This is a genomic window from Actinophytocola oryzae, assembly GCF_004364325.1.
GTDB classification, from domain to species: domain Bacteria; phylum Actinomycetota; class Actinomycetes; order Mycobacteriales; family Pseudonocardiaceae; genus Actinophytocola; species Actinophytocola oryzae.
This window is the reverse complement of the sequence record NZ_SOCP01000028.1, coordinates 1-21280: the sequence shown is the minus strand read 5'-3', so window position 1 is coordinate 21280 and position 21280 is coordinate 1. Positions and strand designations below refer to the sequence as shown.

Annotated in this window: 22 protein-coding genes and 3 pseudogenes; 12 read left to right on the top strand and 13 right to left on the bottom strand. The window is 69.7% G+C overall.

The window, feature by feature from the left end; genetic code table 11:
- Nucleotides 1–24 precede the first annotated feature (24 nt).
- The gene (locus CLV71_RS49905) at nucleotides 25–1005 is read left to right on the top strand and encodes a LacI family DNA-binding transcriptional regulator (RefSeq protein WP_243867408.1); all 981 of its coding nucleotides are present in this window, start codon (nucleotides 25–27) and stop codon (nucleotides 1003–1005) included.
- Nucleotides 1006–1392: 387 nt separating this feature from the next.
- On the opposite strand, the gene CLV71_RS44220 is transcribed toward CLV71_RS49905, so the two are convergent.
- Genes CLV71_RS44220 through CLV71_RS44195 form a run of 6 tightly spaced genes read right to left on the bottom strand, consistent with a single transcriptional unit; the run spans nucleotide 1393 to nucleotide 6817 of the window.
- Nucleotides 1393–2589: an ABC transporter permease gene (locus CLV71_RS44220; RefSeq protein WP_133908965.1), complete on the bottom strand. Its 1197-nt coding sequence runs from the start codon at nucleotides 2587–2589 to the stop codon at nucleotides 1393–1395.
- Nucleotides 2586–3266 carry an ABC transporter ATP-binding protein gene (locus CLV71_RS44215; RefSeq protein WP_133908964.1) on the bottom strand — a complete coding sequence of 227 codons (681 nt, stop codon included), beginning with the start codon at nucleotides 3264–3266 and terminating at the stop codon, nucleotides 2586–2588. The genes CLV71_RS44220 and CLV71_RS44215 overlap by 4 nt, the downstream gene beginning before the upstream one ends.
- Nucleotides 3263–4291, bottom strand: coding sequence for an efflux RND transporter periplasmic adaptor subunit (locus CLV71_RS44210; RefSeq protein WP_133908963.1), 1029 nt, complete (start codon nucleotides 4289–4291; stop codon nucleotides 3263–3265). Before CLV71_RS44210 ends, CLV71_RS44215 begins: the two co-directional genes overlap by 4 nt.
- A complete protein-coding gene (locus tag CLV71_RS44205) occupies nucleotides 4288–4749 on the bottom strand; it encodes a hypothetical protein (protein WP_133908962.1) in 462 nt (153 codons plus the stop codon). The genes CLV71_RS44210 and CLV71_RS44205 overlap by 4 nt, the downstream gene beginning before the upstream one ends.
- 51 nt (nucleotides 4750–4800) lie before the next feature.
- Nucleotides 4801–6159 (bottom strand): sensor histidine kinase, encoded by a 1359-nt coding sequence (locus tag CLV71_RS50330; RefSeq protein ID WP_133908961.1) that lies wholly within the window; start codon nucleotides 6157–6159, stop codon nucleotides 4801–4803.
- On the bottom strand, nucleotides 6152–6817 hold the full coding sequence (locus CLV71_RS44195) for a response regulator transcription factor (RefSeq protein WP_133908960.1): 666 nt from the start codon (nucleotides 6815–6817) through the stop codon (nucleotides 6152–6154). Before CLV71_RS44195 ends, CLV71_RS50330 begins: the two co-directional genes overlap by 8 nt.
- A 142-nt stretch (nucleotides 6818–6959) precedes the next feature.
- On the opposite strand from CLV71_RS44195, the gene CLV71_RS44190 reads away from it, so the two are divergent.
- Nucleotides 6960–9254, top strand: coding sequence for an RCC1 domain-containing protein (locus tag CLV71_RS44190; RefSeq protein WP_133908959.1), 2295 nt, complete (start codon nucleotides 6960–6962; stop codon nucleotides 9252–9254).
- Nucleotides 9255–9294: 40 nt separating this feature from the next.
- Here the strand turns inward: CLV71_RS44190 and CLV71_RS44185 are convergent, their stop codons facing one another.
- Nucleotides 9295–10032 carry an SDR family oxidoreductase gene (locus CLV71_RS44185; RefSeq protein WP_133908958.1) on the bottom strand — a complete coding sequence of 246 codons (738 nt, stop codon included), beginning with the start codon at nucleotides 10030–10032 and terminating at the stop codon, nucleotides 9295–9297.
- Nucleotides 10033–10135: 103 nt separating this feature from the next.
- On the opposite strand from CLV71_RS44185, the gene CLV71_RS44180 reads away from it, so the two are divergent.
- On the top strand, nucleotides 10136–10483 hold the full coding sequence (locus CLV71_RS44180) for a winged helix-turn-helix transcriptional regulator (protein WP_133908957.1): 348 nt from the start codon (nucleotides 10136–10138) through the stop codon (nucleotides 10481–10483).
- 49 nt (nucleotides 10484–10532) lie between these two features.
- Here the strand turns inward: CLV71_RS44180 and CLV71_RS44175 are convergent, their stop codons facing one another.
- Nucleotides 10533–11162 (bottom strand): TetR/AcrR family transcriptional regulator, encoded by a 630-nt coding sequence (locus CLV71_RS44175; protein WP_243867403.1) that lies wholly within the window; start codon nucleotides 11160–11162, stop codon nucleotides 10533–10535.
- Between the two features lie 74 nt (nucleotides 11163–11236).
- Between CLV71_RS44175 and CLV71_RS44170 the strand changes: the two genes are divergently transcribed.
- Nucleotides 11237–11632: a Dabb family protein gene (locus CLV71_RS44170; protein ID WP_133908955.1), complete on the top strand. Its 396-nt coding sequence runs from the start codon at nucleotides 11237–11239 to the stop codon at nucleotides 11630–11632.
- A 52-nt stretch (nucleotides 11633–11684) separates the two neighbouring features.
- On the opposite strand, the gene CLV71_RS44165 is transcribed toward CLV71_RS44170, so the two are convergent.
- Complete coding sequence (locus CLV71_RS44165) at nucleotides 11685–12485, bottom strand: SDR family NAD(P)-dependent oxidoreductase (RefSeq protein WP_243867402.1); 801 nt, start codon at nucleotides 12483–12485, stop codon at nucleotides 11685–11687.
- Between the two features lie 189 nt (nucleotides 12486–12674).
- Here CLV71_RS44165 and CLV71_RS44160 point away from each other — a divergent pair, with 189 nt between their 5' ends.
- The 3 genes from CLV71_RS44160 to CLV71_RS44150 all read left to right on the top strand — a co-directional run bounded on the left by CLV71_RS44160 (nucleotide 12675) and on the right by CLV71_RS44150 (nucleotide 14731).
- Complete coding sequence (locus CLV71_RS44160) at nucleotides 12675–12956, top strand: hypothetical protein (RefSeq protein WP_166664505.1); 282 nt, start codon at nucleotides 12675–12677, stop codon at nucleotides 12954–12956.
- 51 nt (nucleotides 12957–13007) lie between these two features.
- Complete coding sequence (locus CLV71_RS44155; RefSeq protein ID WP_133908953.1) at nucleotides 13008–13436, top strand: hypothetical protein; 429 nt, start codon at nucleotides 13008–13010, stop codon at nucleotides 13434–13436.
- 794 nt (nucleotides 13437–14230) lie between these two features.
- A complete protein-coding gene (locus CLV71_RS44150) occupies nucleotides 14231–14731 on the top strand; it encodes a hypothetical protein (protein WP_133908952.1) in 501 nt (166 codons plus the stop codon).
- 110 nt (nucleotides 14732–14841) lie between these two features.
- Here CLV71_RS44150 and CLV71_RS44145 read toward each other — a convergent pair.
- Nucleotides 14842–16048, bottom strand: a pseudogene (locus tag CLV71_RS44145) (IS3 family transposase).
- A 17-nt stretch (nucleotides 16049–16065) separates the two neighbouring features.
- Here CLV71_RS44145 and CLV71_RS44140 point away from each other — a divergent pair.
- Nucleotides 16066–16296, top strand: a pseudogene (locus CLV71_RS44140) (integrase core domain-containing protein); the annotation flags it as partial.
- Between the two features lie 13 nt (nucleotides 16297–16309).
- Here the strand turns inward: CLV71_RS44140 and CLV71_RS49890 are convergent.
- Entirely contained in the window at nucleotides 16310–16756 is a 447-nt protein-coding gene (locus CLV71_RS49890; RefSeq protein WP_243867401.1) for a tyrosine-type recombinase/integrase, read from the bottom strand.
- 61 nt (nucleotides 16757–16817) lie between these two features.
- Nucleotides 16818–17003 (bottom strand): hypothetical protein, encoded by a 186-nt coding sequence (locus CLV71_RS49885; RefSeq protein WP_243867399.1) that lies wholly within the window; start codon nucleotides 17001–17003, stop codon nucleotides 16818–16820.
- A gap of 806 nt (nucleotides 17004–17809) precedes the next feature.
- Here CLV71_RS49885 and CLV71_RS48225 point away from each other — a divergent pair.
- Both CLV71_RS48225 and CLV71_RS44130 read left to right on the top strand, forming a co-directional pair.
- Nucleotides 17810–17974, top strand: a complete 165-nt coding sequence (locus CLV71_RS48225) for a hypothetical protein (RefSeq protein WP_166664508.1) — start codon at nucleotides 17810–17812, stop codon at nucleotides 17972–17974.
- A complete protein-coding gene (locus CLV71_RS44130; protein WP_166664507.1) occupies nucleotides 17944–18291 on the top strand; it encodes a hypothetical protein in 348 nt (115 codons plus the stop codon). The genes CLV71_RS48225 and CLV71_RS44130 overlap by 31 nt, the downstream gene beginning before the upstream one ends.
- Nucleotides 18292–18399: 108 nt before the next feature.
- Here the strand turns inward: CLV71_RS44130 and CLV71_RS48220 are convergent, their stop codons facing one another.
- Complete coding sequence (locus CLV71_RS48220; RefSeq protein WP_166664506.1) at nucleotides 18400–18564, bottom strand: hypothetical protein; 165 nt, start codon at nucleotides 18562–18564, stop codon at nucleotides 18400–18402.
- A 230-nt stretch (nucleotides 18565–18794) separates the two neighbouring features.
- Here CLV71_RS48220 and CLV71_RS48980 point away from each other — a divergent pair.
- Nucleotides 18795–19391: pseudogene (locus CLV71_RS48980) on the top strand (metallophosphoesterase family protein); the annotation flags it as partial.
- A gap of 24 nt (nucleotides 19392–19415) precedes the next feature.
- Nucleotides 19416–21209, top strand: a complete 1794-nt coding sequence (locus tag CLV71_RS44120; RefSeq protein WP_133908950.1) for a hypothetical protein — start codon at nucleotides 19416–19418, stop codon at nucleotides 21207–21209.
- The last annotated feature ends 71 nt before the right edge of the window (nucleotides 21210–21280 follow it).

Here is a 21280-nt window from a genome sequence, read left to right as displayed (position 1 = left end):
CGCGACTCCGGCGACGAGAGGCTCATGACCCCACCAACGAAACGGGTGACCAGCGCGGACGTCGCGCAGGCGGCCGGAGTATCCCGCGCCACCGTCAGCTACGTGCTCAACGACCGTCCCGGACAGTCGATCCCCGAGGCCACGCGTCGCCGCATCATCGAGACCGCTGAACGCCTGGAGTACCGTCCGCACGGCACAGCCCGCTCCCTTGCGTCTGGCCGCAGCGACATCGTCCTGCTCTCCGTTCCTGACCTGCCCATCGGTGCGAGCATCAGCAGGTTCGTCGAGGAACTCGCGACCGCCCTCGCCGAAAGCGGCCTCACCCTGGTCACCCACCTCGCGAGCGCCGGCGGCCGGCCCTTGCCGGACGTGTGCGCGACGGTCGGCGCCACCGCGGTGATCGGGTTCACACCGTTCGACACCGACATCGTCCGGGCCCTGCGGCGCGCGGGTGCGGAGGTGGTACTGCCCTCGCCCATCGACGATGCCGCTCCCATGCTGCCCATCGGTCACGTCCAGGCACGCCACCTGGTCGACCGCGGGCACAGGCGCCTCGGTTACGCCCTGCCCGCACACCCGAACTTCGAACAAACGGCCGCCGAGCGCCTTCTCGGCGTCACCGAGATCTGCGTCGAGGCGCGCCTTCCCCCTCCCATGACCGTGACTCTCCGGCTGGACGAAGACACCGCGGCGGACGCCGTGCACCAGTGGTCCGAAGCTGGCATCACCGGCATCTGCGCCTTCAACGACGAAACCGCGATCGCCGTGCTCGCCGGCGCCCGACGGCGGAACCTGCACATCCCTGGTGACATCGCCGTCATCGGCGCCGACGACATCCCCGTCGCGCCACTGACGACACCGCCCCTCACCACAGTCCGGTTCGACCTGCACGCGGCAGCCCGACGTCGTGCCGAAACGCTGGTGGCGAGCCTGTCCGGCCGGGTCATGCCGAACGCCGCCACCACGGGAGCCGACGCGCGACTGATCCGACGATCCTCCACCTGACACCGTGAACGCCCTCGACCGGCGTGTCGGGACCGTCCCGACCACGTGCTTGCCTACGGCCAGACCATTCACCAGCCGGTAGAACGTGCGCCGGGCCGGCATCGGCCACCACCCCGTCGCCATGCTGCTCGGTCAGGAGCTGCTCGGCCCGCCGCGCCAGCCCGGCGATCCCTCCGGTGAGGTAGTCGGTCCCCTCGCTGCTGATGGGGCCGCCGCCTCGGTCGACCTCCCCGCCGTCGTGGGTCCGGCGGCCCCATGCTCACCGGGACCTTCCGAGGCATGCCCCTCGGCTGCGGCACCGACGTGTGGCGACTCTCGACCTGCTCCCCGCCGGCCGCCTCCTCATAACCGACACACCGGTCGTGGGTGTCGATCTCCTGGTGGCGGTCAGGTGGACCGGACGGCTTCGGCGGGTTGGAGGCGCGCTGCCCGGTTCGCCGGGTAGAGGCCCGCGAGGCCGCCGACGGCCAGGGCGGCCGCCACTCCGCCTGCCAGGCCGGTGAGCGGGAGGTCGATCGGCCAGTCCATGGCCGCCGCGTAGCCGGTGGTGATCAACGCGCCGAGCAGTACGCCCGCGACACCGCCGAAACCCGCCTGGACGGTCGCCTCGACGAGGAACTGGGTGCGGATGTGCCGCCGGGTGGCGCCCAGGGCGCGGCGCACGCCGATCTCGGTGCGGCGTTCCAACACGGAGATGACCATGACGTTCGCGATACCGACGCCGCCGACCAGCAGCGCCACCCCGCCCAGGCCGAGCAGCAGCGTGGTGAGCGCGGTGTCGGTCACCGCTCTCGCGGTCAGGGCGTCCGACGGGCGGGTCACGGCCACCTCGACCGGGTTCCGCGGGTTCGCCGTGGCCGCCGCGACACCCAGTACGGCGTCGATGCGGCTCGGGTCGGTCCGGACGTAGATGGTGGTCGGCGCGCCGGTGTAGCCCAGGCTGTGCGTGGCCACCTGCTCGCTGACCAGCGCCGCGCCGTCCAGTTCCGGTGCCAGCGGCATCGGGGCCAGGACGCCGACCACCGCGAACCACCGGTCGCCCAACCAGACCAGCTGTCCGCCGCCGCGCAGGTCGACGCCCTGGCGTCGGGCGGCGGTCGCGCCAAGGACCACGGTGGGGTAATCACCCATGCCGCTGGTGAGCCACCGCCCCTCGGCGAGGGTGCCGTTGAGGGTGGTGAGCAGGTTCGGGCTCGTGGCGAGCACGACGGTGCCCTTGGTGTTGGTCGGGGGCACCACGTCGGACCGGCGCACGGTGACGTCCAGCTGCGCGACGGTGGCCACCGCCTGGACGTCGTCCACGAGGGACAGCCGGCCTGCCGCCTCGGCCGGGAGCTGCGGTGTGTCGCCGCCCGCCAGTGACGGGCCCGGGGTGACGGTGAGGTAGTTGGTGCCGAGCTGGTCGAGCACCGAGAGCATGTTCGCCTTGGAGGAGGCGGAGATGCCGACCACCGACACCATGGCGGCGATGCCGATCGCGATGCCCACCGCGGTCAGCAGGGCGCGGCCGCGCCGGGCGCGCATGCCCAGGACGCCGGTGGCCAGCGCGTCTCTCGACGTGAACACCGAACGGGGTCGCGTCATGCCGCGACTCCGCTGAGCCTGCCGTCGCGGACGTGCACACGGCGGGGCGCGGCGGCGGCGACCTCCTCGTCGTGGGTGATCAGCACGATCGTGGCGCCCTCGGCGTGCAGGTCGGCGAACAGGCCCAGTATGTCCGCGCCGGTGCGGGTGTCCAGGTTGCCGGTCGGCTCGTCGGCCAGGACCAGCGCGGGATCGCCGACCAGTGCTCTGGCGATCGCGACGCGCTGACTCTCGCCACCGGAGAGCTGGCTGGGTCTGTGGTCGAGCCGGTGACCGAGACCGACCCGTTCCAGCACATGAACGGCCCTGGCGCGCCGTTGGGCGCGGCCGACCCCGCGGTAGGTCAGCCCGACCGCCACGTTGTCCACGGCGGACAGGTGGCGCAGCAGGTGGAACGACTGGAACACGAAGCCGAGCGCGTGCCCACGCAACCCCGACAACCGCTCGTCGGACAGCTCACCCACGTCGTGGCCGTCGATGCGCACGGTCCCGCTGGTCGGCCTGTCCAGCGCGCCCATCAGGTTGAGCAGTGTCGACTTGCCGGAGCCCGACGGGCCGGCGATCGCCACCCACTCCCCCGCCGTCACGGTCAGGCTGACCCGCGCGAGCGCGCGGACCGGCGGGCTGCCGGGGTACTCGCGAACCACATCGGTCAGTTCGAGCACGGGGCGGTTCACGTCGGCACCTCCACCGTGTCACCGGCTCTCAGATTCCCGGTGACCTGGACGTAGCCGTCGCCCCAGGCGCCGAGCGTGACCGGAACCCGGCGTGTGGCGCCGTTTTCCGTCACCGTGGTGACCGCGTAGCCGCCGCCCGGGACGCCGATGATCGACGAGACCGGCACGGCCAGCACCTGGGTGGCGACCGTCGCGACGTAGTGCACGGTCACCGGCGCGAGCGCGAGGTCCTTGACCTGGTCGGGGTCGGTCAGCTCGACCGTGATCTGGTAGATGCTCTTGCCGTCGGCGTTCTGGGTCAGGGTGGTGCTGACCGCGGTGATCGTGCCGTGCGCGACCGTTCCCGCGGGCAGTTCGACGTTCACCTGCGCACCCTGGGCCACCAGGTCACGTTTGAGCGGATCCACCTCCAGCAGGACGACCCGGTCGGTGCTCTGCACCGTCAGCACGGACGCGTCGGGGTCGACCGTCGCACCGACGTGGCCGTCGACCTTGGCGATGTGCACGTCCGTCGGCGTGAACACCACCTCACCCAGCGACAGCACACCGTCCGCGGTCGCGCCGATCCCGGTCTGCAGGGCTTTGACCGCCTCGGTGGTGTGCTCGTCCCAGCGGCTGTCCGGGGTGCCGCCATGGCCGAGCGCGGCCAGCGCGGTCTCCAGCTGCAGCACGTCGGGGCCGTCGGGCACGCCGGCTTCCAGGTTCCGCCACGCGGGTGTCACCCCGGCCAGCAACACAACGGGTTGTGCGTCAACGGACAGCAGCACCTCCCCCGACTTCAGGTCCGTGCCCACCGCGGGCAGCCACGTGATGACACCCGGCTTCGGGGTCGACAGGCCACGCATGTCCTTGTACGCCACCACCCCGTCGAACGTCTCGGTGCGGGTCAGATCGGTGGTCTTCGCCTTCGCCGTCGCGCTCGCCTTCACCGGCGGCGTGCCGTTCCCACCGGACAGGAGCACCGCGCCGAGCGTCACCGCGGCCGCCGCGAACACCACGAGCGGTATCAGCAGGCGCGTGTTCACCTGGCCCCCGCACCGCAGGCCGCGAGCGCCTTCGCCACCGCGGGGTCGGTGCGGTCCAGGCTGTCCCCGAACGGTTTCTCCGCACCCGGCACCGGGTCCTGCACGTCGACACCGTGCTCACGCAGGCATTCGGCCAGCTCCAGCATCTGGTCCTCATCCGGACCCTGCCCGCCGTCCTTCGCCGCTCGGTCGTCCACGAGCCCCTGCAGGATCGGCGAACACACCTTGTCCGCGGTCGTGAAGGCCTGCGAGTCCTGGTCGACGTCCTCGTACAGCGAGCCCGCCTTGCCCTCGACTGGGTCGGGCAGGTCGACACCGTTGTCCCGCATGCACTGCGCGTACTTCAGCATCAGCTGCTGGGACTCGGAACTCTCCTCGGGCTGTGGCTCCGGGCCGTCCGACCCGCACGCGGTGACGGCGAACAGCAACGCTCCCAACAGAAACCCAACGCGACGCATGTCGTTCCCCTCATCGGTGGTACTGACGAGAACGACTCTGGCCGGCGTTGCTTAACCCTGGCTTAGCGGCAACGTCACCGTGAACCGGGCCCCACCCAGCGGTGCGACCCCAACCGTCGCGTCACCGCCGTGGCCACGCGCGATCCGCCGGACCATCTCCAGTCCGAGACCCGCGCCACCACTCGTGCGCGCCCTGCTCCGATCCATGCGGAAGAACCGGTCGAACACGCGCTCCCGGTGCGCGGCAGGCACTCCGGGACCGTCGTCGTCCACGGTGAGCACGGCGACGCCGCCCCGCGCGGACAGGCGGACGGCCAACCTGCTCGCGGCGTGCCGGTCGGCGTTGTCCACCAGGTTGCGCACCAACCGGGTCAGCTCGGGCACCACACCGGTCACGACCACCGGCGCCAGGTCGACGGCCACGGGAACCCGCCGCACCTCGGCCAACTCCCCCGCCACGATCTCGTCCAACCGCACCTGTTCACCCGCCGGACCCGGGTGGTCGTCCAAGCGCGCCAGCAACAACAGGTCACCCGTCAGCCGGTCCAGCCTGCGGTGGTCGTCGAGCAGCCGACGCGCCACACCGGGCCAGTCGCCGTCACGGCGCAACGCCACCTCGAGCTCCGCCCGCATCGCCGCCAGCGGAGTGCGCAGCTCGTGGGAGGCGTCGGCGACGAACTCGCGTTGCCGCCGCGCACCTTCGTCGAGCCTGCCGAGCATCTCGTTCAGCGTGCCGGTCAACCGCGCGACCTCGTCATGCGTGACCGGTTCCGGCAGCCGTTCGTCCAGGGTGGAGTGGCTGATCACCTCGGCCCGCCGTCGGATCACCTCGACCGGGCGCAATGCCCGCCCCACCGCGAACCACGTCAGCGCACCCACGAACGCGGTCAGCAACGGCGCCAGGACCAGGAGCGCGTCGACCACCAGGGTCACGCTCGCGGTCACCGGTCCCAGCCGCGACACCACCAGGATCGTCCGCGCACCGTCCGGTGTGGAGACCGTGCGCCACGCCAGCACCGTGTCGTCGCTCGGCCGGATCGTGTTGGGCTCGTCCCGCGCGGTAATCCTGGCGTCGCGCACCTCGGGCGGGAGGTCGGTCGGCAGGCCGGCGACCTCGCCGGCCCGCACGTCCGGGATCCGCTGCACCACACGGCCGCCGGAGTCCTGGACCTGTATCAACGACAGGCTTTGCGGCGGCACGGTCGCGGTCGGTCGCCGGCCGGCGACCAGGTCCGCGGCCACGTCGTCCACCGCGGTGGTGGCGGCCCGCGTCACGTCGCCGACCAGACTGCGGGACATGGCCGTCACCAGCGTGACCGACGCCGCCGCCAGCGCCAGCCCGACCGCGACCGTCGCCAGCGCGGTCAGCCGCACCCGCAACGACCACCTGCGCGGCGACCACCTACGCATCGGGATCGACCAGCCGGTAACCCAGGCCGCGCACGGTCCGCACGCGGGTCGCGCCGATCCTGCGCCGCAGGTAGGACATGTGCACCTCCACGAGGTTCGGGTCCGGCTCCGCCGCCAACCCCCACACCGCGTCGCGGAGCCGGTCCTTCGACAGCACCCTGTCCCGGTTGCGCAGCAACACCTCCAGCAACGCCCGCTCCCGAGGCCGCAGCGCGACCGGCACACCGTCCACAGTGCACTCCCCCGACGCCGGGTCGAGGGTCAGTCCGCCGTGGGTGAGCAGCCGTGGCCGCGGTGTCGAGCCTCGCCGCGCCAGTGCCCGCAACCGCGCCACCAACACCACGAACGAGAACGGCTTGCGCAGGTAGTCGTCCGCACCGACATCCAACCCGTCGGCCTCGTCGTACTCCCCGTCCTTGGCGGTCAGCATGAGGATCGGCGTCCACACCCGGTCCTCCCGCAACCGCTTCGCCACCGCGTACCCGTTCATCGACGGCAGCAGCACGTCGAGCACGATCACGTCGTGTGCGCCCTCGCGGGCCTGCCACAACCCGTCCGCACCGTCGTGCACCACATCGACGTCGAACCCCTCCGCGGCAAGCCCCGACGACAGCACCCCGGCCAGCCGCACGTCGTCCTCGACCACCAGCACCCGCACGCGCGACCTCCGCTCACCCCGCGACGGCGCAGCATGACACGACTTCCTTAACGCCACCTGTACGCCGTTCCCGCACCCTGTTCCGAGGGCAGGAGTTCTAAGCCGGTGTTAAGCAACCTTCGGGAGGCTCGTCCGCACCAGAATGCCTACCGTACGGGGAAATGATGAGATCACTGCTGGGAATGACCATTGTGGCGGGGATCGTGGCGGCCACGTCGGCAGCCGGGCCGGCGGGTGGTGGATCAGCGGCCGGTGGCGGTCTGACCGGTGCGACGGCGATCGGCGCGGGCGCGGGCACACGTGCGCGGTCCTCTCGGGTGGAACGGTCGACTGCTGGGGCAGCAACAGCGACGGCCAGCTCGGCGACGGCACCACGACACGACGCCTCGAGCCGGTGGCCGTGTCCGGCTTGTCGGGTGCGACGACGGTGTCGGTCGGCGGCGACCACACCTGCGTGGTCGTGTCCGGTGGCTCGGTCGAATGCTGGGGAGCGAACACGTCGGGCCAGCTCGGCGACGGCACGACCGTCGATCATCCGACTCCCGTGCCGGTGCCGGGGTTGTCCGGCGTCACGGCGCTGGCCGCGGGGCGGGACCACACCTGCGCGGTGTCCGCTGGCCGGGTCTGGTGCTGGGGCGGCAACGGCCGGGGACAGCTGGGGAACGGCACCACCACGACCAGCGCCACACCGGTGCTCGTGCCCGGCCTGTCCGGGGCGACCGCCGTCAGTGCGGCCGACGCGTTCCACACCTGCGCACTGGCCGCAGGCACGGTGTCGTGCTGGGGCTGGGACCAGCTCGGACAGCTCGGCACCGGCGTCCAGAACGAGCCCTACGACCCCGGCCGGGCCAGCGCGACCCCGGCGGCGGTCACCGGAATCGGCGACGCCGTCGCGATCGCCGTCGCCGGAGCCGGCAACTCCTGTGCCCTGCGTGCCGGCGGTGAGGTCTGGTGCTGGGGCTGGAACACCTTCGGGCAACTCGGCGACGGCGGCACACCGCCCGGTGCCATCGCGAACACGACACACAGCGCGACCCCGGTCCACGTCACCGGTCTGCCCGCGGTCACCGCCATCAGCCAGGGCAGCGGCACCGGGCACATGTGCGCCATCGACCCTGGCCACGTCCTGCACTGCTGGGGCCACAACGGACTCGGCCAGCTCGGCGACGGCAGCAACGAACACCAGGCCATCCCGGTGACCGTGCCCGGGATCGGCGGTGTCACCGTCGTGGCCGGGGGCGCGGACCACACCTGCGGCATCGCGGCCGGCGGGGCGGTGCGCTGCTGGGGGTTCAACAACGAGGGCCAGGTCGGTGATGGCACCGCCACGAACCGGACCACTCCGACCGCGGTCCGGCTGCCCGACACGCAGGACAGCGCCGGACCGCGGCCGGTCCCCGGTCTGGCCCGCGTCACCGCGCTCGCCGCGGGCAGCGACCACACCTGCGCCCTGACGGCGCACGGCACCGTGCTGTGCTGGGGCGACAACACCTACGGACAGCTCGGCAACGACTCCACGCTAGACAGTGTGCGGCCCGTCCAGGTACGCGGGCTGAGCGGCGTCACCGCCATCACCTCCGGCGGCGACCACACCTGCGCCCTGGCCGAGGCCACGCTGTGGTGTTGGGGCTGGAACGGCGGCGGCCAGCTCGGCGACGGCACCTACTCGAGCCATCGGATCCCGGTGGCCGTGTCACTGCCGAAGGTCACCGCAGCCGCTGCCGGACACCAGCACACCTGCGCGGTCGCCGCGTCCCGGGTCTGGTGCTGGGGTCACAACTTCGTCGGCGGTCCACTCGGGACACCCAGCGGCTCCTCCGGCGGCGCCATCGCACACCCCACGCCCGTCAAGGTCGAGAACCTCGGCGACGCCACCGCGGTCACCGTCGAAGGCGGCCACTCGTGCGCGCTACTCACCGACCGGACGGCACGCTGCTGGGGGTGGGGCCTCGACGGCCAACTCGGCAGCGGCCAGGCCACAGCAGGCCCGACCCCGGTCACCGTACAGGGCCTCACCAACCTCACCGCCCTGACCACCGGCAACGACCACACCTGCGCCGTCGACGCCACCGGCTCAACCTCCTGCTGGGGATGGAACGCCTTCGGTCAGCTCGGCGACACCACCACGACCACCAGGCTGGCACCGGTACCCGTCCCTCTCGACGACACCACCAGCCTGGCGGCCGGCGCGGACCACACCTGCACCGTGAACGAGAACGGGACCGTGCACTGCTGGGGCGCCAACGCACACGGCCAGCTCGGCAACCACACCACCACTCATCAACCGACACCGACGATCGTGCAGGGCCTGCCCGAAGCATTCTCGGTCGCCGCGGGACTGGGCCACACCTGCGCCCTGACCATCGGCGGGACCGTCTACTGCTGGGGACACGACAACCACGGCCAACTCGGCTCCGCCGTCCAGCTGGCCGACTGACCCTGCCGCCCCGAGGCGCGCGGCTTCCCGGCGGCCGTCGTCAGCTCGTCGGCCCGCCGACGAGCACGGACCAGCCGGCATCGAGCCGGATCGTCGATCCGGTGGCCGGCCGCAGCTCCTCTCCCGCGACGACGGCCACGGCGCGTGCGACGTCCACCGGTTCCAGCACCCGGCCGAGGACCGAGTGCTCGGCGAGGTGCCTGGCCCGGTCAGCGGTGAGGACGTGTTCACTCGCCGCGGTGCGCACGGCTCCCGGTGCGACGGTCACCACCGTGATGCCGTGCCGCGCCGTCTCGGCCGCCACGTGCCGGGCGAAGACGGCGAGGGCGTTCTTCGCGACGCCGTGCGCGAGCCGACCACCACCCACGTAGTCCGCCGCCGTGCTACCTACGTACACGATCCGGCCGCCCGCACGCATGACCCCGAGAACCCGTTTCGTGACGTGGAAGGCGCCAGCCAGCTCACCGTCCACCTTGGCGGCGAACGCCTCCCACGTCAGGTCGACGAGACTCGCGAACGGCGGCGGTGCGGTGTTCGCGTTGACGACCAGCACATCGATCCGGCCGTGGTCGTCGACCACCCGGGCGACCAGGCGGTCGACGTCGCGCGGATCGGTCACGTCCGCCCGCACGGCCGTGCCGATGCCCTCGGCCACCGCCCGCGCGCTCTCGGCGTCCGACCGGTAGTTCACGATCACGTGGTGGCCACGCGCACCCAGCTCCGTCGCGATGGCCGCACCGAGCCCACGACCGGCCCCGGTGACAAGAGCGACTGACATGGCCGCGACCGTAGAGTGACCGGGCAGCGCACCGTAAGGGACTCACTCCCGGGTGAGTTCCGAACCAGCGGGTGAGCGACCAGGCACGAGAAGGGCGGCCGGCATGGCACGTGACGTGGTCAACACCGACTGCCCGGCAAGGCAACTGCTCGACCACATGGCGAGCCGGTGGACGGTGCTCGTCCTCCGGGCGCTGGCGGACCGGCCACACCGCTACCACGAGCTGCGCACCGAAGTGGCCGGCGTCAGCGACAAGATGCTCGCGGCCACACTGCGCACACTGGCCGGCGACGGTCTCGTGCGGCGCCGGGTCGGTGACGGTCAGCCGCCCGAGGTGACGTACTCCATCACCGACCTCGGTGAAGGCGCCGTACACGCACTGCAGCCGTTCCTCGACTGGATCAGGGCGAACGCGGACGACCTCACCGCCCACTGGCACGTCGTCGGCTGAACCGGCGGTACGCCCGCCACCGGGACAGTCCACGACGGCCGCACCGGGCCTACGTCACCCCGTACGCACGCAGGAATGTGTCCACGGCCGCGTCGGCGACCGCGTTCACGTCGGTCACCGGAACACGCCGAGTGCCGAGACCGGACCGGCTGTCCATCGGTGCGGTGAGCAGCGCGAGGAACTGCTCGGCGGCGACGGCCGGATCACAGCGGCGCAGGCCGCCCGACAGCGACAGCCGGGCGATGCGGTCGGCCAGCGCCTCGGCCAGCCGGCTCGAGGTGCGCTCCTGGACCAGCTCGAGCACGTCCGGGAACCGTGTCAGCTGCCCCTGGGCGAGCCGCCGCAGCGCCCGGGACCGGTCGTCGCAGCACACCCGCAGCAGGCGGCGCGCGACGTCGACCAACGCGGCCTCCAGGTTCGCCCCGGTCGCACGCAACCGGTCGGTGACGGCGACGTTGGCGGCCGTCACCGCGTCGGCCGTGTACGTCATCGCGCACCGGAAGAGCTCGTCCTTGTCCGCGAAGTGGTTGTACAGCGTGGGTTTCGCGACACCGGCCGCGTCGGCGATCTCCTGCACCGAGGCCTGCGTGAAACCGCGCCGCGCGAACACGTCGAAGGCGGCGCCCAGGATCACCTCCCGACGGTCGGCCCGGCGTCGGGCCGGAAGCTGTGCTGACACGCGGCGGACTCTACCTTGACTGCTACCGCTCATTCCAGAAAACTGAACCCGTCGGTTCAGTTTGGAGGATATTCGTGATCGTCAACCTTCTGCGGTTCAGCTTCCGCGCCGAAATCACCGAGCAACAGAGGGCAGCCACGCTCGCCGCGATGCGCAGGACCGCGTCGGTCGACTCGGTGTCCTTCTCCTCGGTCGGGCAGGACCTCGGCGACCCCGCCGAGGGGTTCACCCACGCCTACCTCGCCGCGGTCGCCGACCTCGACGCGCTACGCCGCTACTTCTACGACCCGGTCCACCTCGACGGCGACCACGAAATCCTGCCGACACTGGCCCGCCTGTACGCGGTCCGGCTCTCCGACGACCCGGATCCCGACCTCGGCCACAAGATCAGCGCCCTGTTCCAGGAGAAGGTCGCCACCTACCCCGAGTGGGGGCGGCTACTTGCCGACATCCCGAACACCCACGTGTGAGCCGGTCGACCAGGTGCGACGACACCGCGCGGACCGGCGGGGCGGCTGACGGTCAGCCGTATGCGTTGACACCGCCGAGGATCGACAGTTGCGAGCCGGTCATGAACGGGAAGTCGGCGGACGCGAGCGTGACGGCGAACGTCGCTACCTCCTCCGGTGCCGCCATCCGTTTCAGGCCCGGGATGTGGGACCTGGCCCAGACCGCCGCCATGGTGCTCCACACGGAGTCGGGCAAGTTGTCGGCTCCGGCCAGCCGCCGGACGAACGCCGTGTCGGTCGTGCCCGGCAGGAGCGCGTTGATGCGGATCCCTCTGCTCGCGTAGTCCAGCGACGCCGACTTGACCATGCCGAGGAGTCCTGCCTTGGCCGCGGCGTAGGCGCTCTGGTTCTCCGCGGCGGACACGGCCACGGACGAGGAGTTGACCACCACGACACCGCCGCCGCGGGCGAGCAGGTGCGGGATCTCGTACTTCTGCGCCAGGAAGCTGCCACGCAGGTCGGTGCCGACCACGTCGTCCCACTCGGCCTCGGTGTACTCGTGCAGTGGCTTCTGCACGGACACGCCGGCGTTGTTGAAGCACACGTCCAGCCCACCGTACTTCTCCACCGTCCGGTCCACGAAGGATCGGACCTGCCCGCTGTCGCGGACGTCGGCCCGCAGGTAGGTGGCCTCGCCGCCGGCCGCACGGATCTCATGTTCGACGGCTCGGCCGAGGGACTCGCGGCGGCCGCAGAATCCGACCTTGCCGCCCTCCCTGGCGAACTGGATCGCCGCCGCCCTGCCGATGCCGGATGTCCCGCCGGTGACGATGACCACCTTGCCGTCGAACCGGTTGGCGTTGGACGGGAGCACGGTAGGCGTCGGCTGGCTTCCGCGGACCAGTGCGACTCCCCCGACGAGGCCGCCTACCGCGGTGACGCCGGCGGCGACCGTGCTGGTCGTGATCAGTCGCCGGCGGCTGACCCGACAACCCGGTGGACGACGAACCCGTCTCGCCGGTACCGGCGAGACTGGTCCCTGGAACGCACACAGGAGGTCACCTTGTCGACGAACAACGAACGCCTGCTCAGCACGCTGGTCGCGGACGTGACGCGGTCCCACGGGCGTGCCATGGTGATCCGCGGTGAGCGCGGCTCGGGCAAGAGCACGCTCCTGGCGGCGGCGCGCGCGGACCGCATCGTGGCGCCGGAGCCGACAGGCCCGCGGTTACGGCACCCCCTCGTCCCCTCGCTCCGCCTGCTCGCCGCACCCGCGCAGCGACGTCGCGTCCACGCCGCGTTCGCCGCGGAACTCGCCACGCGCGGCGAGCACCCGCACTACTGATACCACCAGGCGCAGGCGACCCTCGGGCCGGACGTCGCGCTGGCCGACGCGGTGGAGGCCGCCGCCGGCGACATCGAGCAGGCACTGGGGCTCCCGGCGGCCATCACCGCGCTCCAGCACGCCGTGCGGCTCAGCGACGCCGCCCGGGACCGGCAGCGACGCACCGCCCTCGCCGCCCGGCTCGCCTGGAAAGCGGGCAGTCCCGCACTGGCACGAGCGATCCTGCACGACACCGGCGGCATCCGGAGCCACCAGGCCGACGCGGTCCGCGCGCACGTCAAGCTGTTCACCGGCGACCAGGAAACCGCCCACGGCTACCTCCGCCGGGCCGCGACACAGGCGCACGGCGACAGTGCGGTGGAACTGGCGTTCATGGCGGCCGGCGCCGCGTTCCAGTCCGGCCGCCGCGACGACGCGACCGCCGCCGCGGCGCTGATCGCCGACCACCGCGACCCCGCCTACCACCAGTACGGCGCGTAGCTCACCGAAGCCCTCACCGGCCAGCAGGGCTGCATTGACCACCAGCTGCGCGAGCACCGACAACACTGTCCATGTGGGCGCCGCTGAGGCGGCGAAACGTCAGCTTCTTGTAGACGCGGCGCTCGCTGGATCACAGCTTCCTGTTCTGCCTGACGGCGGTCAACCTCCGTGTGTGCCGTTACAGCGTGCCTGGCGTCCCGGATGTGCGCATTCGTACGCGAACGCCGGGTTACGTCCTCGAGATTGATTCCGAGAGCCACGGTTGTTGTTGTCGGTGCGGCTATCGCGATCGGTGGCCAGCCGGACGAGCAGCCATCGCCTCGGCCAGCGGGCCAGGAAGTGGCCACGAGCACCAGCGCCAGCCCGACGGCTACATCGGACACCACACCGGACGCGCCGGCGGTCCCGGTCGAGCAGGACGCACGGGCGGTGGCGGATGATGGTCCTGTGACCGAGCCAACCACATCAGCGGAAGACGTTCCGCCGCCCGGCGTGCCGTACGACAGCGACGGCGCCACAGTGATGCCGAACCCGCCTGGTATGGCACCTGGCGAGATCGCGCCGCGGCCACCGACCCAGAACGCGCCCGAACCGGCTCCTGAGCCAGTCGAGCCTCCGGTCATCCCAGGCGGGAACAGCGCCTGAACGTCCCAACTTCGACACTGGAACCATCCCTCGGCCCTCCCTGACCGGGTGTCATCACGCCCCCGACGGGTGACGTCGGATCGAGGGTCTGTACCCGCCACGCGGTTGCTGCTGTGCTTGTGACACAAGGCAACCCGAGTGGAGGTCCAATGGCCCGGTCCATGCATCGCCGCGTGGCGATGACAGTGCTGATGTTGTTGTCGTCGGCCGCCCTGTCCGCCGCACCTTCCGCGTCCGCCGCACCCTCGTCGGTAGCCGACTACGACCCCTGCAGTGGAGAGGCAGTCACCAAACGGCTGCTCACCATCGGACCCAACCTGGTTGGCGGACCGAGGCAGACGGTGCGGTTCAATTGCGGGCAGGAGGAGGGGGAGGGCGTTTCCTGGGGGCTTCGGCACATCGTGGCCGGGCACGCGAAACTGCCAACGGAGCAGGACTTCGAGAACCTCAAAACGTGCGTGACCTTGCTGGCCACCGACTGGCGTGGCTATGTCAAGGAAGACAGCGACTGGGTCTTCCGCCGCGTGAACCGAGACGGCGTTACGTGGAGGATGGTCGTCCGCGACACCACAGTCAACGATCGAGGTGTGATCACCATCTTCGCGCAGGGGGAGGACAACGAGAAGCTCAACTGGAACCAATGCGCCTGACCGCGCAGCCTGGCAGTGTTCGTCGCCGGGAGCGGGTGTGCCCCGCCCCGGCACGAACGCCTTGGCTTTCTGGAGCGCCCCGGCGACGTTGGAGGCCGGATCAGTTGGTTCTACGCCGCTGCGGCGGTGTCGGCCGGATCGCGGTGGAACGTCTCCTCGTACTCGGCCCGAGGAATGTTCCCGCAGAAAGAATGTAGCCGTTCCGTGTTGTACCAGGCAACCCATTCCATCGTGGCTAATGCCACGTCTGTCGTGTTCTTCCAGTCTCCTCGGTAGTCGATGAGTTCTTTCTTGTAGAGACTGTTGAGCGACTCGGCGGCGGCATTGTCATACGAGTCCCCTTTGCTTCCGACCGAACGGGCTGCACCCATCTGGTCGAGTCGTTCGCCGTAGCGAATAGACGTATATTGCCCCTATCGGAATGATGGATAAGACCGTCAATGTGGCCTGCGCGTGTCCAGATCGCCATTTCCAGGGCGTCGAGTGCGAGGTCGGCGCCGAGGTGGTCAGCGACCTGCCAGCCGACGATCCGGCGGGAATACAGGTCCTGGACGAACGCGGTGTACGCCCAGCCGGCCGCGGTGGCGACGTAGGTGATGTCGGCGACCCACCGCTGGTCCGGTGCGGCCGCGGTGAAGTCGCGTTCGAGCAGGTCGGCAGGCCTGTCCACACCCGGGATAGTGGTGCGTGGCCGCTTACGGGGTGCGGTCACCCCGCAGATGCCCAGCTCGCGCATCAGCCGCTCCACCGTGCACCGCGATACCACGATGCCCTCCCGATTGAGCTGTCCCCACACCTTCCGCGCCCCATACAGACCACGCCCCGGCCCGTGCCACACCCGCAGAATCTCTCCTTTCAACCATTCATTCCGAACCGCACGAGCCGATGGCCTCGACTCCCGCTTCTTGGCCGCCCAATACGTGGACGGCGACACCTCCAACACCGTACAGATCGGCTCCACACCGAACCGTTCGCGATGGGTGTCGATGAACTCGACTAGCGCGGCGGTTTCGGGTCGAGTTCCCGGGCGAAAAACGCCGACGCGGCCTTCAGAATCTCGTTCGCCCGCCGCAACTCACGATTCTCCCGCTCCAGCTCAGCGATCCGCGCAACATCGCTGGTCGACGTGCCGACCCGTTTCCCGCCATCGACCTCAGCCTGGCGCACCCACGTCCGCAACGCCTCCCGATGCACCCCAAGCCGGTCAGCGACCCGACCGATCGGCCCGGTCCGCTCACCAGTCTGCTCACGAAGCTCAAAGACCATCCGAACCGCACGTTCCCGCAGCTCAGACGAGTACTTCCTCGGTGGTGCCATAGCTCCTCACCCTTCCAGGCCGGGTTGGCGCGGCGGGAGACAACGCCGCCATGGAGAGCTTCTCCGCGTTGCTGCAGAACCATGTTCTCGACCGGCGCACCTGGCCCAGCCGCGAGGAACTCCGGATCGCGATCGTGACCTGGATCGAACGCACCTACCACCGCCGCAGACGCCAAACCGCCCTCGGCCGCTTGACCTCCATCGAACACGAAGCAATCATGACCACGCCAGCCAGCCAGGCTGCGTGACTACCACCGTCACCTACTCGTGCAGGTCCGGCAACCCAGCGCCTTTGTGTTTATCGCGGGCACGTAGATAGCGGCTGATTGCCCGCGCGGTCTTCGGACCAAATCGGACACGCCGGTCCCGAGTACCCTTACCGTGATAGTGCACCGAATCCGTCGTGAGATCGACGTCATCGAGATTCAGCTTGCCGACCTCGGACAGGCGGGCGCCGGTGTTGTAATAGAGCCGGATGATTGCCTCATCCCGCACTTGCATGAACGACTTGCCCTTGCAGGTACTGATGACCTTCTTCGTGTCATCGTCCCGGATGATCGGAATCAGCTTCTTCGGCGTCTTCGGCTGCTTCACCCGCTCCATCGGGGAACGGTCGATTTCTTCCTCGTCGAGCATCAGCCATTTGAAGAACTGCTGCAGCCCTTTGTGCTTGTTCAACGCCGTCGACGCCGACCGGGTCTCGATCATCCACGCCTGGAACGCCTCGACATGCGCGCGGGTGACCTCGGTCGGGTCGTCGGCCGCCGCGTCAGCGTCCGGGTCGGGTGAGAACTCGCCGAGATAGCGGGCCAGTTGGGCCGCGGGCGAGCAGGTAGTTGTAGCGGGTGGTCTCCGGGTAGTTCCCCGCGCGCAGGGAGCGGTCCCAGTCGCGTAGGAAGCCGGACCAGGTCTTTGACAGACCGAGAGTGATCTTGTCCAGGTCGAGAAGCGGCATCGTCGAAAGCCTCCGAGTCAAGGTGTCGCTGAGCGGCATGCTCGACTTCGAAGACCAGACCAAGATCAAAAAGAGAGGGTTTCCGCAGGCCGTGACCTGCGGAAACCCTCGATGCCGTCGGGCTGACAGGATTCGAACCTGCGACCCCTTGACCCCCAGTGTAGTCCACAAAGGACTCTGACCTGCAAGATTCGAGAACACGCTCTACAAAGTACGGTTGTTCACGTCGGTCTACTGCAGAATACATCACCACCGGGACATTCAACTCTCCCTATTTTCTCCTTCTCCCAAAGCAACAAGGCGTCACGGCCACAGAAAGACCGTTCACAGTGTCGCCGATGGATACCTTCACTGCGCCGGTCCCGCTGCCACACAAACGCCCCTGATGCCGACCCAACGCGCTTGACGCCCGGTCAAGTGCGCCAGCCATCAGGCCGACCGGCTGAGTTCCTGAACTCGCCTGCGCACGTTCGGCGCCGCCGGGCAGCGGTGGCAACACACCTGGACCACTGGCAGTCACCTCGGTCACCCGCGCCCCGTCAGCCGCAGGTCATGGAGCGGCACGTACCCGCCGGGACCGGTGATCCCGCTCGTGCGGCCGAGCACTTCCTCGGGGTGCGCCCTTGACGCGCACCACGCGCTCACTGGCCCGGCGGTCCACCGTGCACATCAGGGCAACGCGGGTCGAAGTAGAACTTGGCGCAGCCAGGCGGTGTCCTGCGTCGGGATGGCGACCCCGGTGCCGAGCGCGGCGGCCCGCCGCATCGCCACACCCGTCTGGCGCAGCCACGAGTAGGCCGCCCCGGATGCAGCCGATTCTGGCCGCGGCGCTCTACGTCGTCGACACGCTCGGCCCACACGTGGTGTCGCTGATGCGCCGCGTCAAGGCAGAGCGCGAGCGGGTCAACCGGCTGCCCGCACCTCGCAGTCCAGGCTGGGAGTGCTGCTGCAGGCGATCAACCGGCGCGTGACCGAGGGCAGGCCGTTCAACCGTGTTCCGTCGCGCATCGAGCCGATCACCAGACACGCCGTCGACGAGTCCGACCCGCTATGGGGAATCTCGCTGCGCGACGTCGCGGCCGAGGCCGGTTTCAACCACTTCCGCGGCGAATGGCTGGCGGTCTTGCGGCCCGCGCTGGAGCAGGCCGTGGCCCAGGTGGGGATCGACGAACCGATCGGCCGCAACGCCACGCTCGTCGCGCGAGCCGACGACCAGGGCGACGTGCCCGTAGGTTCCTTGGCGATCACGGAGGAAGAAACCAAAACAAACCCACTCGAAGCCCTCTGACCCGAAGCCTCGAGACTCAAGCCCAATGACGCTACGACGACGTCCGCACGCTCCTCGCGCCGCCCAGACGGGTCCGCATTCAGGCAGTTCCAATACCTGACGTCACCATTAGGACGACTCGGCGGCGCCCAGGCGAAGTTCCTGGCCGAAGTCGGCGCCGAGGAACAGAAAGGCAACCTCGGCCTGATCCTCGACGAGATCGACAACTACCAGCGTCTTCGACGCCGTCGACGGCAAGCTCACCGACGAGCAACGCGCGGCACCGAAGATCATCCTCAACGACCGAGCCGGAATTCGGTGGCATCTTCGGGACAACTGATCCGCAGCGCAGCAGCACGTCGACGTACGCACGAACCATGGCGGATCTGCCCAGTAGGAACGCCATCCCATCGATTCAGCGGCGACTGTAGGTTCCAACCCGGGGATACCTGGATGGATTTCAGTGCCGGATAGTAGCGGGGCGGGCCGCCCGCTCCATCCTTCATGCCGGTGCCGGTCGTCGCGTGCTCGGCAATCACAACCACCACGGCAACGAAGGTCCTGGAGGACAGCGGCATCCGCGTCCTCGAGGGCGAGGCCGTGGCCCTGGACATCAACGGCCACCGCGTCGGCATCGCGAGGGTGAAGGGCTTCGGCGGCGGTTTCGCGGCAAGTGCGCGTGCAACTTCGGCGAACCGGAGATGAAGGCGTTCGTCGAGCACACCATCGACCCCGCCGACCAGCTCCGCAGCGCCCTGGAGAGCCTCGACACCGACGTGCGCATCGCGCTCACCCACTACTCCCCCATCCCGGAGACCTTCCGCGGCGAGCCACCCGAGATCTACCCGTTCCTGGGCTGCTACCAGCTGGACGAGGTCATCGACGCGTGCGACATCGCCATCGCGATCCACGGCCACGCCCACTTCGGCTGCGCACAGGGTGTGACCGCGGGCGGGACGCGTATGCGGAACGTGGCTCAGCTGGTGATCCGCAGCGCCTACGCTGCTACTGCCTCAACCTGGAGGACGCCGCCACACGGTGACGCCGCGGTGACGCGCGGAGGGCGGTCACTCGACGGGTGCCCTGCCATCCTGCTTCCTTCCTGGTACGTCGACCAGTGAGGGCGCCGGATGCCCCTGCCACCTGTGAAGGCCCGTCTGCCGCGGCTGCCGCGCCGACACACGCCGGTCGCGAACCGGCCCCCCGAAACCCCTGCGCTGGAACGCGGGCCCGCCGATGTGGTGGCGGCCCGCGCCCAACTGGGCAACGCAGCGGTGACGGCCGTACTGGGCGGCCGGCCACCGGACACCACCCCGCAGCAGGCGAGCTGGCTGGGCCAGATGCTCCTGGCCGGCCAGAACCTGGTGGGCAACCAGGCCGTGGCGACCCAGGCCACAGCGCCTCCCGCCCCCGCCAGCCCCGCACCTGTCACCCCCACGCCGAAGAAACCGCCACCCGCGAAACCCACCGCGCAGCAGGCCACGTCCCCGTCCGCGCAGGCCCCGGACAAGAAGGAACTGGCCGGCGACAAGGCGCCGGCGGAACGCGCGGAGAAGGACCAGAAGGCGAAGGCCGCCGGCCCCCGCTCGCCGGGCGCGGACCCGAAGTTCCAGGCGCTCAAGACCGACGTCAACACCAAGAAGAAGACGGTGGGCGCGAGCCACCCACCGGCGGCCGCGGAGGCAGGCGCCGCCCAAGACGCCGCCGAGGCCCCGGCCGACGACCAGGAGGCCCGCGGCAAGGCGGCCCACGCCGAGGAGATGGACGCCGCCCAGCCGAAGGAGTTCAACAAGCAGGACTTCGTCGCCGCGGTCAGGAAGGCGATCGCGGACCGGGCCCCGAAGAACCTGGAGGACGCGGACAACTTCGGCGACTCCGGCAAGGCCGAAGAGGTCAAACAGGAGGTCCAGGGCAAGGTCGGCGACGGCAAGCACGCCTCGGCACAGAACATCGCGGAGACGACCGCCGCACCCCCCGACCCGGCCCCGGACGCCAAACAGGTCGTCCCGATGGCCGGCGACAAGGTCCCGCCGAAACCGAGCACCCCGAACCCGACCCAGGCCGCCCCGGACCAGCTGCCGCCGTCCGCCTCCGACATGTCGGAGGGCCCGGCCCAGGTCGACCAGCAGATGGCCGACGCGAAGGTCACCGAACAGCAGCTGAGCCTCGAGAACTCCCGCGAGCCCCAGTTCGACAAAGCGGTCAAGGAAAAGAAGACCCTGGAGTCCCATTCCAAGAAGGCCCCGAAGAAACTACGCGCCGACGAGTCCCGCGAACTGAAGGAAACGAAGGCGACGGCCGCCGCCCAGGGCATCACCGCGATGGCCGGCATCCAGGCGACCCGCGTGGAAACCGGCCAGAAGGTCGGCACAGGAAAAACGGACACGAAGTCCAAGGACGAGGACAAACGCAAACAGGTCACGGATCTCCTGCAAAAGGTCTTCGACCAGATCAAGTGCGACGTCGAAAAGATCCTGGAGGACCTGGACAAAAAGGTAGACGACCAGTTCACAACGAAGGAGAAACGAGCAAGGGACCGCTTCACCGACGACCACGAAGAAGGCATGCGACGCTACAAGGCCGACCGCTACGGCGGCTGGAACGGCGGCTTCCTGTGGGCGAAAGACCTGCTGCTGCCCCTCCCGGAAGAGGCGAACCGCGTCTACGAACGGGCACGGGACACGTACCTGGCGTCGATGGACCATATCATCTCCGAAATCGCCGACACGGTAGAAGCGGAACTGAAACGCGCGAAGGACCGCATAGCCGCCGGCCGCAAGGAACTAAAAGCGACGGTAAACAATGTCCCGGCCGACCTACGCACACTAGGCCGAGAAGCGGCAACGGACTTCGAAGGCAAGTTCGACGAGCTGAAGGACACGGTCAACGACAAAGGCACCGAACTCGTCGACACCGGGGCTGTCAAGTTTTCGGTGTAACTGGATTTTGAATTTGGTTAGTTGCGGCCGGTGGACAGGCGTCCGTCGAACGCGAGGTCGAACGCGTTGAG